Source organism: Streptomyces lydicamycinicus (assembly GCF_000829715.2).
Lineage (GTDB): Bacteria > Actinomycetota > Actinomycetes > Streptomycetales > Streptomycetaceae > Streptomyces > Streptomyces lydicamycinicus.
In genome coordinates this window covers 404,098-417,700 of the sequence record NZ_BBNO01000008.1, presented here as the reverse complement: position 1 = coordinate 417,700, position 13,603 = coordinate 404,098, and the positions used below count along the sequence as shown (strand labels likewise).

The window sequence follows — 13,603 nt, the reverse complement described above, 5'->3', positions numbered from 1 at the left end:
GGCCCCGGATGCCGTACGAGATCGACAAGCCCGACGAGCAGTGGCGCGCCGAGCTGAGCCCAGCGGAGTATCAGGTGCTCCGCCAGGCCGGCACCGAGCCCGCCTTCGTCGGCGAATACACCGACACCAAGACCGAGGGCGTCTACTCCTGCCGGGCCTGTGGTGCCGAGCTCTTCCGCTCCGACACCAAGTTCGAGAGCCACTGCGGCTGGCCGTCCTTCTACGACGCCCGCGACTCGGACGCCGTGGAGCTCATCCCCGACAATTCCCACGGCATGGTGCGGACCGAAGTACGGTGCGCCCGCTGCGGCTCCCACCTCGGGCACGTCTTCGAGGGCGAGGGGTACCCCACCCCCACCGACCAGCGGTACTGCATCAACTCGATCTCGCTGCGGCTGGTTCCGGACGAGCGGTGAGCGGTGCGCCGGACGGCATGGCGCGGACCCGCCCCCGGACGCCGATCCGGCGCTCCACGGGCGGGCCGTCCTGATCCGGCCGCCGTCCGCGTCCGGCGGCCGGATCAGCGGCAGGTGAGCTGGGGGTTACCCCAGTCGGCGTGGTCGGAGTTGTTCCCGTTGCCGCCGTCGGTGACCACGAGCCGCAGCTGGCTGCCGCCGGAGAGATCCGCGGTGAGGCGCTTGGCGGGCTGGTCGACGGTCATCAGCCCGCTGTCGGCGACCTTGGTGGTGTCCCGGTAGATCTGGAAGACCACGGAGCCGTTCGCGCCCACCTCGTCATCGAGGCCCACATCCACGGTGAGGGCGGAGCAGGAGCCGCCGAGATCGTAGAGGAGCTGGCTGTCGGCGTGCGCGCCCAGACCCTGCGCGTAGACAGCTCCCTGGATGGTGAGGGGATGTCCGTCGATGCTGCTGTTCAGCCGTGCGGGCGCGAAGCTGTCGCTGCTGGCGATCCACTGCCGGGCGGTCAGTGACGTGGTGTGGCCCGGCGGCTTGTTCTTGTGGCCCGGGCGCGCGGAGGATGACGGCTTCTTGGGCGACGGGTGCCGCGGCTTCGGATGCTTCGATGCCGCGCTGCGGGTGGGGTCCGGGGAGCCGGACGCCGAGCGGGAGGCGCTCGCCGAGCCCTTGGGGGAGGTGGTCGGCGACCGGTCCGGGGCGGGCGCCGACGTGTGTCCGGACGGTGCGGGCCCGTCGGCCTCGGCATCGTGCCGCGACGGGCCGAACAGCGAGCCGGCGGATATCGCGACGCCGGCCAGCACGACCACGGCGACCGCGAGCACCGTGATCCGTGCCGGTGAGAACCACGCCCGCCGGGGCTTGTCCGGCGCGGCGGACGGGACCGTCCCCGAGAAGCTCATACCGGCCGTGGGCACGCCGCCGGCGCCGGACGGCCGGCCGTCCCCGTCCGCGGGGCCGGTGCCTTCCCCCGGCTGGGCCGCCAGCCAGGACGCGAAGTCGTCGCGGAGTTCGGTGTTCCGGGAATGCTGGTGCCAGGCGGCGGCGGTGTGCCGTACCGCCGCCAGCAGGCTGTCCCGCCAGGCCGCATCGGAAGCCGCTTCCGGGCCGGGGGAGTGCAGGACGCCGTTGATGGCTTCCTTCGTCAGATCGGCCGCCGCCTGGGAGGACCGGCAGCAACTGCGGGCGTAGGCCAGTACGGCGGCGTAGTGCCGGCGGTGGAACTCGTTGAGGGCCTCCTCGCCCGCCCCGGCCTCGCCGTCCGGAACCGGGGCGCCATACGGGCCGGCCGACAGTCGGCCGCCGGGCCCGGCCGCCGCACGGATACGCCGGACCAGCTCGGTGTCGGAGGGCGCGGTCCCACCGGTGGTGTCGCAGTGCTCTTGCATGAGTGGGCTGATGACCCTTCAACGTCCTGACGGGCCATGAAAAATACCCCAAGGAGTACGGATACCCCGCTGCCGGTGCGTCATTTGACACCGGATGGGCCGCGGGGGCCTCCCGCCACCCCCGCGGCCGCCCGTCACACCGGTTCCACGATCGCCGTCACCACCAGCCCCGAACCGACGAGCCACCGGCCGCTGAATTCGGTGAGTTCCCTGCCGTCGACCACGGGCCCGGGGACCAGCAGTCGCGCGGTGAAGGTGGCGTTCGTCGGGTCGAGGGTGAGCAGCGCCTCCTCGAAGTCGAGCCAGCGGCGGGTGAGGGGGAACCACGCCTTGTAGACGCTCTCCTTCGCGCTGAACACCAGGCGCTCCCAGCAGACTTCGGGCTGGAGCGCGGCCAGCCGGCGGATCTGGGCGCGCTCCTCGGGGAGGGTGACGAGGTCGACCACCCCGGGGTCGTTCAGCGGCAGATTGGGCTCCGCGTCCAGGCCGATCGTCCGTACCTCTCCCGCGCGGGCCACCGCCACGGCGCGGTATCCGGCGCAGTGCGTCATGGCGCCGACGACGCCGTCCGGCCACTGCGGCTCCCGGTTGGGGCCGGGGAGCAGGGGCGCGGGGGCGAAGCCCAGCTCGGCCAGGGCCCGGCGGGCGCAGCCGCGTACGGTGCCGAACTCCCGCTGCCGCTTGGGCACGGCGTTGGCCACCTGCGCCCACTCCTCGGGGAACATCTCGGACAGCGGCGCGTCATCGAAGGCCTCGGCGGTCCTGACCGGGGCCGGCAGCAGCTTCTCGATCACGCGGGGCTCCCGGGGGTGCCGGAGGCGACCGTGGCCGGCGTGGGCAGGATCTGGACCGGGCGGCCCGGCGCGGCGGCCCGGCGCTGCCACTCCCGCGGATAGCCGAGCGAGACCTCCTGGTGCGGTACGCCGTCCAGCGTCAGCAGCCGCGGGATGTGGAGATGGCCGTACACGACCGCGGCGGCACGGAACCGGCGCGGCCAGTCCGCGGTCGCCTCCGTACCGCACCACAGCGCGAAATCCGGGTACCACAGGGGCCGGGTGGGCTCACGTACCACCGGCCAGTGATTGACGAGCACGGTGGGCAACTCCTCCGGCACGGCGGCGAGCCGGGCCTCGGTTTCGGCCACCCGCGCCCGGCACCACGCCTCCCGGCTCGGATACGGGTCCGGATGCAGAAAGTGCTCGTCGGTGCAGACCACCCCGGCCTTCTCGGCCCGGGCGAGCGCCTCCTTCTTGGACGTCGTCCCCGGCTGCCGGAAGGTGTAGTCGTAGAGGAGGAACAGCGGTGCGATGACGACGGGTCCGCCGGCGCCTTCCCACACCGGATACGGGTCCTCGGGGGTGAGCACGCCCAACTCCCGGCAGATGTCCACCAGATGCTCGTAGCGTTCCACGCCGCGCAGCTGCACCGGGTCCTGGGCCGGGGTCCACAGCTCGTGATTGCCGGGCACCCACACCACCTGGGCGAACCGGCTGCTGAGCAGCGACAGCGCCCAGCGGATGTCGGAGACGAACTCCCCGACGTCGCCGGCGACCAGCAGCCAGTCGTCGTCGGACTCGGGTCTTAACCCCTCGACGATGTCGCGGTTCTCCTTGTAGCGGACGTGCAGATCGCTGACGGCCACCAGTCTGCCGCGGCCGCCGCCGTGCGAGGAGCCGGCGGCGGGCCCGGCGGCGCCGGGTGTGGGGGTGCGGATCTCGTAGGTCATCATCGAAGTAAAGACGGTGCGGGCGCGAGAGTGAAGCGCGGACCTGGGTGGAGGTGCCCGGCGTCACCGCCCTGGCGGCGGTGCTGCCGGCCGGCCGCCGGTGTCGGTGGCGGCGTCGCCGCGGCGGATGCGGGTGGCCAGCCAGAGGTCGAAGCGGTCGTCGGGGTCGTCGAGGCGGCGGCCGGTGAGGTCCATGGCCTTGTCGAGGCGGTTGCGGACGGTGTGGCGGTGGACGCCGAGGCGCCGGCTGGTGGCGTCCCAGGCGCCGCCGGTCTCCAGCCAGGTGGCGAGGGTGGCGGTCAACTCCTCGCCGTGGTCCGCGAGATCGAGCGGGCCGAGCACGGTGTCGGCGTAGCCGTGCAGCGTCCGGCGGTCGCCCAGGTCGAGCAGCAGCCGGCTGGCCTGGCTCTGCCGGGCCTCCGCGGGTGCGCCGCTCGACCGGCTGACGGCGAGCAGCCCCGTCGCCTGGCGCACGGACACCCGTACCGCTTCGGGGGCGGTGGCCGGGCCGATACCGGCCGGGCAGCCCGGGGCGAAACGGGCGAGCACATCGCGGATGTCCAGATCCTCGCCGACCACCGCCTCGATGACCGCGCCCGGCGCCTCGTCCACCACCCTGACCAGGCCACCGGGCATCGCCAGCGCCAGATCGGCGGCCATCTCCTGCGCGGCGCCGTCCGGAGCCCCGGCCCCGGACCCCGGCGCGGCCAGGTCCCCACCCTCGCCCGCACCACCCCCGGCCGCCACCACGACTCCCCGCACCCGCTCGGCCGTCAGCCCCACCGACCGCAGCATGTCCCGGGCCCGCCCGGCGGCCGGATCCTCCTCCGCCAGCAGCTCCGAAAGCAGCGCCGACCTGCGGCGGCGCTCCGGCTCATCGCGCAGGTGACGCCGCTCCAGCTCCAGGGAGAGCAGCGAGACCAGGCCGGGGACGACCGAACGGGCGGCGTCGTCCGGGCGGCCGGTGAGCAGCAGCAGCCCCCGCAGCCGGCGCGCCCCCAGCGGCTGCACCTCCAGCTGCTCCCCGGCGGCCGTGCTGGACGCGCTGCCGCGCAGTCCGCGCGCGGCGACCCGCTCGATCAGCTCCCGGGCCGGTGCCGGCGCTGTCCGCTGCGCCCGCTCACCCGCCGCGAGCAGCCGTCCCAGCGGGTCGAACACCGCCGCGCCGACCCCGGTGGCGGCCGTCCACTCCGCCAGCATCGGCCGCAGCCCGCCACCGGTCGCCGCGGCCGTCAGCCGCCGCTGGGTGGCGAACGCCCGCTGGAGCCGCTCGCGCTGCTCCTCGGCCCGTGCCTCGAAGACCGCCTTGGTGACGGCGATGAACGGCACCCCGTCCGGCACCGTCAGCAGCGGCAACCCGGCCTCCCCGGCCGCGGTCACCAGCGGCTCCGGCGCCTCCTGGTACGGCAGTCCCTGCCCCAGGCCGAGCGCCAGACAGGCCGCCCCGCCCTCCGCCACGTCCCGCACGTACGCCCGGCACGCGGCCGGTTCCTTCGGCAGCAACAGGCCGATGGTCATGAGCAGTTCGCCGCCCTGGAGCCACTTTCCCGGCGCCGGCAGATCCGAGACCGTCGCCGCTTCGATCGTGCGGGCCAGCAGCCGCGGCGGCACGTCGTAGGTGACCGACAGCCGGAGATCGGGCCGGGCCAGCAGGTCGGAGATGTGCAGGGGCATGGACACAGTGTCCAGCAGAAGGCCCCGCGGTGGACACTCGGGCGGCCGGCCGGGCGGTGTGACCTGCGGGTTCGGGCGGCCGGTGGACGGCGCGGCCGTACGGCGGGCGGCAGCTGTGCGGGCCCCGCCCGGGGCCGGGAACACCGCCCCGTCCCGCGGATGAGCGCGGGCCCGGCGGGCCGTTATGGTCGAGAGGTGTGGGAGCGGGGAACCCTCCCCGCTTCGCGACCCGACGAAGGGACGTGAGCTCGGTATGCAGGCGGCGTTTCTGGTGGCTCCCGAGGGCACCGAAGAGGTCGAGCTGACCCGGCCGTGGCAGGCGGTGACCGACGCGGGCGGCGGTCCGACGCTGGTCTCCACCCGCGCGGGCAAGGTGCAGGCGTTCCACCACCTGGACAAGGCGGACACCTTCCCCGTCGATCTGACGGTGGACGAGGCGACCGCGGCGGACTTCGACGGACTGGTGCTGCCCGGCGGGGTCGCCAACCCGGACGCCCTGCGGCTGGACCGGCGGGCCGTGGCGTTCATCAAGTCCTTCTTCGACGCCGGACGGCCGGTGGCCGCGATCTGCCATGCGCCGTGGACGCTGATCGAGGCCGATGTGGTGCGTGGCCGCACCCTGACCTCCTGGCCGAGCCTGCGGACCGACATCCGTAACGCGGGCGGCACCTGGGTCGACGAGCAGGTCAAGATCTGCACCGCCGGACCGAACACCCTGATCACCAGCCGGAAGCCGGCCGATCTGGAGGCCTTCTGCGCGGCGTTCGTCTCGGAGTTCTCGCACTGAGGAGGGCCCCTACGGACCCAGCACCACCGCCGATTCCGGAGGGAGCCGCAGCACCCCGTCCGCGTCGGGGAGCCGGGCGCCGGGCCAGCCGGCCAGGGCCTGGAGCCCGGCAGCCCCGCCGTCGTCGCCGAGCGGGACGGCGGCCGTGGTGTCCGGCGCGAGATTGACCGCCACCCGTAGGGGACCGCGCCGCAGCAGGAACCAACGGGCCGCCTCGTCGTAGTGGACGGCGGTGTGCCGCGGGTCCGGGTCGGTCAGCGGGGGCAGCTCATGACGGAGCGCCAGCAGCGTGCGGTGCCAGGCCAGCAGCGCGGTGTGCGGCTCCCGGGCCGGTTCGGTCCAGTCCAGGACGCAGCGGTCGCGGGTCGCCGGGTCCTGCGGGTCGGGCCAGTCCGCGGCGTCACCGGCCCACTCGTGCGCGGTGAACTCGCGCCGCCGCCCTTCCCGTACGGCCTCCGCCAGCTCCGGATCCTGGTGATCGGTGAAGTACTGCCACGGAGTGGTCGCGCCCCACTCCTCGCCCATGAACAGCATCGGGGTGAACGGCGCGCACAGCACCAGCGTGGCGGCGCAGGCGAGCAGGCCGGGGGAGAGTCCGGCGGCGAGCCGGTCGCCGAGCGCGCGGTTGCCGATCTGGTCGTGCGTCTGGGCGTAGGCCAGCAGCCGGTAGGCGGGGGTGACCCGCAGATCGAGCGGTGCGCCGTGCCGCCGGCCGCGGAAGGCGGAGTGCGTACCGTCGTGGAAGAAGCCGCCGGTCAGCGTCTTGGCGAGGGCGGCGAGCGGGGCCCGCGCGAAGTCGGCGTAATAGCCCTGGGATTCGCCGGTGAGCGCGGTGTGCAGGGCGTGGTGGAAGTCGTCGTTCCACTGGGCGTGCAGCCCCTGCCCGCCGTCCGCCCGCGGTGCGGTGGTGCGCGGATCGTTGAGATCGGACTCGGCGACCAGGAACAGCGGGCGCCCCAGCCGCCCGGCCAGCGCGTCGACGGCGGCGGACAGTGCGGCCAGGAAGTGCGGGGAGCGGTCGTCGTGCAGTGCGTGCACGGCGTCCAGCCGCAGTCCGTCGAGCCGGTAGTCGCGCAGCCAGGAGAGCGCGCTGCCGAGGAAGTAGGCGCGCACCTCATCGGAACCGGGAGCGTCGAGATTGACCGCCGCGCCCCACGGGGTCTGATGGGTGTCGGTGAAGTACGGCCCGAACGCCGGGAGAGGGTTGCCGGACGGGCCGAGGTGGTTGTGCACCACGTCGAGCACGACTCCCAGTCCCAGCCCGTGCGCCGCGTCCACGAACCGCTTGAGCCCGTCGGGCCCGCCGTACGGTTCGTGCACCGCCCAGGGCGCGACCCCGTCGTACCCCCACCCATGGGTGCCGGGGAACGGGCAGACCGGCATCAGGGAGACATGGGTGATGCCCAGGTCGGCGAGGTGCCGCAGCCGCGCGGCCGCGGCGTCGAAGGTGCCCTCGGGGGTGTAGGTCCCGATGTGCAGTTCGTAGAGGACCGCACCGGGCAGCGGGCGGCCCGGCCACGGATGCCGCCAGCCGAACCGGTCGTGTACGACGACCGCGGCGGGCCCGCCGGGGCCCTCCGGGAGCCGGGCGGCCCGCGGATCGGGCAGCGGTGGCCCGCCGTCCAGCCGGAAGGCGTACCGGTCCCCGTCCCGGGCCGGTGCCTCGGCCCGCCACCAGCCCGCGCGGGCGGCGTCGCGCTCCATCGGGACCGGCGGCTCGCCCGCCCGGTTCCCCGCCCACTGGAGAGCGACCCGCCCGGCCTGTGGCGCCCACACCTCGAACAGCACGGCCGTCCTCCTTCGTTCGGTCCCGGCCCCCGACGAAAGCACGCCGCCGCGCCGCCCGACAGTCCGACGTGGCGATGCGGAGCCACATCGCGCCATCCGCTGGGCCGTTCCGGCGAGGCCGCGGCCCCGTCCGCAGCGCTCTGCGCAGCCACATCGCCTGGACAGCGGCTCGCGGTCGCCGGAGAATCCCGGTATGACTTCGCTCGAGTTCCCTGCGCGTCCGGCGCGGCCGTCGGACGCCGACCGGGAACGCGCCCTCGACCTGCTGCGTGACGGCGCGGCGCAGGGACGACTGTCCCAGGACACCTTCCTGCGGCGCCTGGAACTCGTCCTGACCGCTCAACAGCAGTCCGAACTCGACCTGGTCACCGCCGACTTGGCGAGCCGCGGCAAGGTCCAGGGCGTGGTGCTGCGGATGGTGGGCCGGGCGTCCGCCTTCCACCTCCGGGTGCGCCGCGCCTGGCGTACGGAGCGACTGCCGAAGCTGCTGCTGCCCGAGCCGGGCCCGCTCCCGCTGCTCATAGGGCGAGCCCCAGGTTCCGGTCTGCGTCTCAACCACGAGACGGTTTCCCGTGCCCACGCCGAACTCCGCAGCGCCGGCCAGGGCTGGCTGCTGCGCGACCTCGGTTCCACCAACGGCACCTGCGTCAACGGCCGCCGGGTGGTGGGCGAGGTGCCGGTCGGCCCCGGGGACCACATCAGGTTCGGCCAGGTGGATTACGTCCTGACGGAGCGCTGAGCGGGGCGGCGCGCGCCGGAGGACGGGGCCGCGCGGGGTGCCCCCGGCCCGCTCAGTGCTGGTGCAGCCCCCGCCCCGCCAGCGTCAGAAACGCCTCGCCGACCGCCTCCGACAGCGTCGGATGGGCGTGGATGTGCTGGGCGACATCGGCCGGTTCGGCGTCCCAGCCCACGATCAGCTGGCTCTCCGCGATCATCTCCGAGACATGCGGGCCGACGAGATGGACCCCGAGCACCGTGCCGGTCCTCCCCGAGCTCTCCACTGCGTTCGAGCAGGGGAGACCCCCCTCGCCCCCCGCACCGTCCGCCGTCGCGATCACCTTCACCATCCCGCCCTGGCCGTGCACCATGCCCTTGGCGGTGGCGGCCAGCGGCAGGGTGTTCACCTTGATGTCCAGGCCGCCGGCGCGCGCCTCGGCCTCGGTCCGGCCGACCGACGCGGTCTGCGGTGCGGAGTACGTCACCCGCGGCACGGCCGCGTAGTCCACCGCCCGCGACGGCAGGCCCGCCAGCGTCTCGGCCACCAACAGGCCCTCCGCGAAGGACGCATGGGCCAGCCCCGGGGACGGCGGCGGCAGCAGATCGCCGACCACATGGATGCCCGGGACGGCGGTCTCCAGCCGTGACCAGTCCGCCGGTGCGACAAATCCCCGCTCGTCCGCCGCCAGCCCGGCTGCCGCCAGATCCAGCCCGTCCGTCACCGGGGCCCGTCCCACCGCGACCAGCAGCCGCTCGGCCTCGATCACCAGCTCCTCGCCCTTCGGGGTGCGCACGGTGGCCCGCACCCCGTCCGGCAGCAGCTCGGTGTGGGTGAGCGTCGAGCCCGTACGGACCGCGATACCGCGCTTCTTCAGCCCGCGCGCCAGATGGCGGCCGACATCCTCGTCCTCCATCGGAAGCAGCCGCCCGGCCGCCTCGACGAGGGTGACCTCGGCCCCCATGGAGCGGTGGAAGGACGCGTACTCGACGCCGATCGCCCCGCCGCCCAGGACGAGGACGGACGCCGGAAGCTCGGCCGCGAACAGTGCGTCGTCGCTGGTCACCACCCGTCGGCCGTCCGCGGCCAGACCCGGCAGCATCCTCGGCCGGGAGCCGGTGGCCAGCACGATGCCGCGCCGCGCGGTGAACTCCCCGGCGCCCTCGACGTGGACCGTACGGGTCCCGGTCAGCCGCGCGGTGCCCTGGAGGACCCGCACCCCCGCCGTCCGCAAGTGCCCGGCCACGCCCTGGTGGTTGCGGGCGACGATGGTGTCGCGGGTGGCCACCAGGGCCGGCCAGTCCAGGGAGTCGACGGTGGCCTTGACGCCCCACCGCTCGCGGGCCTCCGCGATGCCGTCCACCAACTCTGCCGCGTGCAGCATGGCCTTGCTGGGAATGCAGCCGCGGTGCAGACAGGTGCCGCCGATCAGATCGCGTTCGGCCAGCACCACCCGCAGCCCCAGGGACGCGGCGCGCAGGGCGGTGCTGTAGCCGCCGGTGCCGCCGCCGATGACGATCACGTCCGCCGTGTTCGGCTCTGTCTCACTCATGCACTCAGACTCCGCCCACCTGCGGTGATGAGTCCAAGGCAATGTTTCCATGGAGGTGATGAAGAACCTTCATGTGCCGGGGCTTCCCGCGTGGTGCGTCATGAGGGCCGAGGGCACCGGGAGGGGCGGCATGAGTCTGCGGCAGATGGAGTACCTCGTCGCGGTCGTGGAGCAGGAGTCCTTCACCCGCGCCGCCGAGGCGCTGCATGTCACCCAGTCCGCGCTCTCCCACCAGATCAAGGCGCTGGAGCGGACGGTCGGCGGCCCGCTGCTGGAGCGGATGACGCGTGGGGTACGGCTGACCGCGATGGGCCGGGCCTACTTCCCGCACGCCCAGCTCGCCGTCCGCAGCGCCCGCCAGGCTCGCCGCGCCGCCCTCGCGGCGGGCGGCGCGGAGAGCGGCGAACTGCATATCGCGACGGTGCACGCCCAGGCGGTCGGGGTGCTCCCGGAGGTCTGCGCCCGCTGGGCCCGCGCGCGTCCGGGCGTCCGTCTGGTGCTCCATGAGTACGCCACCACCGAGGAGTTGGACGAGCAGATGGCCCGCGGTGTCGCCGATCTGGCGCTCGGGCCGCGCCCCAAGGACTGGCCGGGCCCGGTCACCGTCGTGGGACGGGAACGGATGGTGCTGGTCGTCCCGCACGGTGACCCGCTCGCCGCCCGGGAGTCGGTCCGCCTCGCCGAGCTGGCGGACCGCCCATGGGTGCGGTGCAGCCTGGAGCCGGTCATTGACGGGCGGCGCTGGCTGGACCGGGAGTGCGAACGGGCCGGCTTCACCCCGCGGACCGCGGTCCGCACCCAGCACAGCTCCACGGCCGTCCGGATGGCGTCGGCGGGCGTCGGTGTCCTGCTGACCGCGGCCCATGAACTCCGCGGCCTCGACTGTGCGGCCGTGCCCACCGACCCGCCCTGGCACCGCGACATCACCGTCTTCTCCCGGGTCGAACCGACCGGCGCGGCCGCGGAGTTCACGGAGCTGCTGCGCACGGTCGGCGACGCGGAGGACAGCGGGACACCGGAAAACTGACGCTCACCTCGCTCGCGGACGAACAGCGGGACGGCAGGAACTGACGCTCACCTCACTCACGGACGAACAGCGCCACCGGCGACTCCGCCAGCAGGTCGCTCAGCCCCACCACCGCGCCGCCCGGCAGCTCGCGCCCGGTCAGCAGCTCGCGCCAGGGGCCCTCGGAAGGCAGCCGCAGCAGGGTGTCCCACCAGCCGCCGGTCTCCACCAGCCGCAACGACAGCCGGGTCACCACCGTCAGCACCCGCCCACTGCGGCAGAACGCCACACAGTGCTCGGCCGCCGGGCCCTCCCCGTACACCGGCTCGTACGAGGCCGCGGCGCCGAACCACTGCGGATGGTCACGCCGCAGCCGTAGCGCCGCGGCGGTCAGCCGGAGCTTCTCGCCGGACAGATCGCCCGGCGGGCTCCCGCCGTCCAGCGCGGTGAGCAGCTCGGGACGGAAACGGGCCGGCCGCCGGTTGTCCGGGTCGACCAGCGCGGCATAGCCGAGCTCGGTGCCCTGATAGAGGTCGGGCACGCCCGGCATGGTGAGCTGGAGCAGCGTCGCGCCCAGCACATTCGCGCGGACGAACGGGGCGAGCTCCCCGTCCAGCGCGGCGAGCGGGGCGGCCGTGGGACCGCAGGGCCCGTTGCGGACGAACTCCTCGACGGCGTCCTCGTAGCCCGCGTTCCGCTCCGTCCACGAGGTCCGCAGCCCGGCCTCCCGAGCCGCCTTGAGCACCGCGGGCGCCACCCGCTCCGCCGCCCCGCCGTCACCGGCCGCCCCCAGGCCGAACGCGGTCTGCCAGGCCAGCCACGACACCATCGGGTCCGCCGGGCCGATCCCGTCCAGCGCACTCGCCGTGCGACCGCACACCGCGTCGTCGCCCATCGCACCGAGCACATCCCGCCACCGGTCCGGGCACTCCGACAGCACCGCGATCCGCGCCCGTACATCGGCGCTGCGCTTGGTGTCGTGGGTGGAGAGCACCGTGCCGGCCGCCGGCCGGTCCCGCTGAAGCCGGGCGCAGTACGTATGGAACACCTCCGGGGCGAGCGCCGGCTCCCCCGGATCGCCGCCGACCTCGCAGGCCGACAGCAGCACCGGATAGCGGTAGAAGGCGGTGTCCTCCACGGATTTGGCGTGCAGCGCCGACGCGGTCTGCGCGAACCGCGCGGTGAAGTCGGCGCAGTCCGTGGAGTCCTGTTCCGGGGGGTCGGTCAGCCGGCCGAGCGCCAGATCACGGAGCAGATCGACCGCCCGCGCCTCCTCGGGTACCCGGAAGGCGGTACGCGCCTGCGCCGCCGCCGCGTCCAGCATGGCCGCGTCCTGCCCGGCCCGGGTCGGATCCGCGGCATAGGGACGGTAGACCGGCAGCCGCACCAGCAGCTCACGGAGGGCGTGCCGCAGCGCCCAGGTCGCATGGTCGCCCGGCCCGGGGGCGCGGGCGCTGATCCGCGCCGCGGTCCGCACCAGCCGCTCGATCTCGGTGGCCAGATCGTGGGTGACGACCTCGTACGCGGCCCGGCGCACCGTCTCCTCCCAGTCGCCGCCCTCGTCGGCCAGCGGCGTGACGAAGTCCCGGTAGTGGGAGAACAGCCGTCCGGCCCCCTGGGGGCAGACGAACAGCCCGTCGATGTGCCGCAGGGCGTCATAGCCGGTGGTGCCCGCACAGGCCCAGCTGTCCGGGAGCCGCTCGTCTCCGGTGAGGATCTTCTCCACCACCGTCCAGCGGCCGCCGGTCCGCTCGTGGAGCCGGGCCAGATAGCCGCCGGGGTCCGCCAGACCGTCCGGGTGGTCGATGCGCAGCCCGTCGATGACGCCCTCATGCATCAGCCGCAGCACCGTGCCGTGCGTCGCCTCGAACACCTCGGGGTCCTCGACGCGCACCCCGATCAGCTCCGAAATGGTGAAGAAGCGGCGGTAGTTCAGCTCGCTGCGGGCCAGCCGCCACCAGGCGAGGCGGTACCACTGGGCCTCCAGGAGGCGGTCCGGCGGCAGCTTCTCGGTCCCGGGGCGCAACGGGAAGGCATGCCCGTGATAGCGCAGCACCTCGCCCTCGACGCGGAAGTGCCGCCGCTCCTCGCCGATCCGGCCGCCGAGCACCGGCAGCAGCAGCCGCCCGCCGTGCCCGGCACCCCAGTCGATGTCGAACCAGCGCGCGTACGGGGACGCCGGGCCGTCCCGCAGCACCTGCCACAGCGGCCCGTTCAGCGACATGGGCTCCGGCACCGCCATGTGGTTCGGCACCAGGTCGACGACGAGCCCGAGGCCGTGTGCGCGGGCCGTCGCCGCCAGCGCCCGCAGCCCCGTCTCGCCGCCCAGCTCCGCCCGTACGGCCGTGTGGTCGACCACGTCGTAGCCGTGCGTGGAGCCCGGCACCGCCTCCAGCACCGGAGAGAGGTGCAGATGGGAGATGCCCAGCGCGGCCAGATGCGGGACGGCCCGCTCGGCGGCGGCGAACGGGAAGTCCGGCTGGAGTTGCAGCCGGTAGGTGGCGGTCGGCGACGGACTCGAGGGCTGCGTCATGGGAACACCCGTACCCCG

The 13,603-nt window shown here is 74.2% G+C and carries 11 protein-coding genes; 4 read left to right on the top strand and 7 right to left on the bottom strand.

Annotation, left to right across the window (positions count from 1 at the left end; genetic code table 11):
• Positions 1-8: 8 nt before the first annotated feature.
• Positions 9-416, top strand: coding sequence for a peptide-methionine (R)-S-oxide reductase MsrB (gene msrB, locus TU31_RS28115; protein WP_042159550.1), 408 nt, complete (start codon positions 9-11; stop codon positions 414-416).
• A 104-nt stretch (positions 417-520) separates the two neighbouring features.
• Here the strand turns inward: msrB and TU31_RS28110 are convergent, their stop codons facing one another.
• The 4 genes from TU31_RS28110 to TU31_RS28095 form a co-directional block, all read right to left on the bottom strand.
• The gene (locus TU31_RS28110; protein ID WP_042159547.1) at positions 521-1,804 is read right to left on the bottom strand and encodes an NPCBM/NEW2 domain-containing protein; all 1,284 of its coding nucleotides are present in this window, start codon (positions 1,802-1,804) and stop codon (positions 521-523) included.
• Between the two features lie 134 nt (positions 1,805-1,938).
• Positions 1,939-2,598: a 4'-phosphopantetheinyl transferase family protein gene (locus TU31_RS28105; RefSeq protein ID WP_042159544.1), complete on the bottom strand. Its 660-nt coding sequence runs from the start codon at positions 2,596-2,598 to the stop codon at positions 1,939-1,941.
• Positions 2,595-3,530, bottom strand: a complete 936-nt coding sequence (locus tag TU31_RS28100) for a metallophosphoesterase family protein (RefSeq protein ID WP_042160053.1) — start codon at positions 3,528-3,530, stop codon at positions 2,595-2,597. The genes TU31_RS28105 and TU31_RS28100 overlap by 4 nt, the downstream gene beginning before the upstream one ends.
• 63 nt (positions 3,531-3,593) lie before the next feature.
• Positions 3,594-5,204: a PucR family transcriptional regulator gene (locus TU31_RS28095; RefSeq protein ID WP_042159541.1), complete on the bottom strand. Its 1,611-nt coding sequence runs from the start codon at positions 5,202-5,204 to the stop codon at positions 3,594-3,596.
• Between the two features lie 253 nt (positions 5,205-5,457).
• Here TU31_RS28095 and TU31_RS28090 point away from each other — a divergent pair, with 253 nt between their 5' ends.
• Positions 5,458-5,991, top strand: coding sequence for a type 1 glutamine amidotransferase domain-containing protein (locus TU31_RS28090; protein ID WP_042159537.1), 534 nt, complete (start codon positions 5,458-5,460; stop codon positions 5,989-5,991).
• Positions 5,992-6,000: 9 nt separating this feature from the next.
• Here TU31_RS28090 and treZ read toward each other — a convergent pair whose 3' ends face one another.
• Positions 6,001-7,779 carry a malto-oligosyltrehalose trehalohydrolase gene (treZ, locus tag TU31_RS28085; RefSeq protein ID WP_042159534.1) on the bottom strand — a complete coding sequence of 593 codons (1,779 nt, stop codon included), beginning with the start codon at positions 7,777-7,779 and terminating at the stop codon, positions 6,001-6,003.
• Positions 7,780-7,972: 193 nt separating this feature from the next.
• On the opposite strand from treZ, the gene TU31_RS28080 reads away from it, so the two are divergent.
• Positions 7,973-8,518, top strand: a complete 546-nt coding sequence (locus TU31_RS28080) for an FHA domain-containing protein (RefSeq protein ID WP_042159532.1) — start codon at positions 7,973-7,975, stop codon at positions 8,516-8,518.
• Between the two features lie 52 nt (positions 8,519-8,570).
• On the opposite strand, the gene TU31_RS28075 is transcribed toward TU31_RS28080, so the two are convergent.
• Positions 8,571-10,046 carry an FAD-dependent oxidoreductase gene (locus TU31_RS28075; RefSeq protein WP_042159529.1) on the bottom strand — a complete coding sequence of 492 codons (1,476 nt, stop codon included), beginning with the start codon at positions 10,044-10,046 and terminating at the stop codon, positions 8,571-8,573.
• A 130-nt stretch (positions 10,047-10,176) separates the two neighbouring features.
• Between TU31_RS28075 and TU31_RS28070 the strand changes: the two genes are divergently transcribed.
• Positions 10,177-11,073 (top strand): LysR family transcriptional regulator, encoded by an 897-nt coding sequence (locus tag TU31_RS28070; protein ID WP_042159527.1) that lies wholly within the window; start codon positions 10,177-10,179, stop codon positions 11,071-11,073.
• Between the two features lie 52 nt (positions 11,074-11,125).
• On the opposite strand, the gene treY is transcribed toward TU31_RS28070, so the two are convergent.
• The gene (treY, locus tag TU31_RS28065; protein WP_042159525.1) at positions 11,126-13,585 is read right to left on the bottom strand and encodes a malto-oligosyltrehalose synthase; all 2,460 of its coding nucleotides are present in this window, start codon (positions 13,583-13,585) and stop codon (positions 11,126-11,128) included.
• Positions 13,586-13,603: the final 18 nt, after the last annotated feature.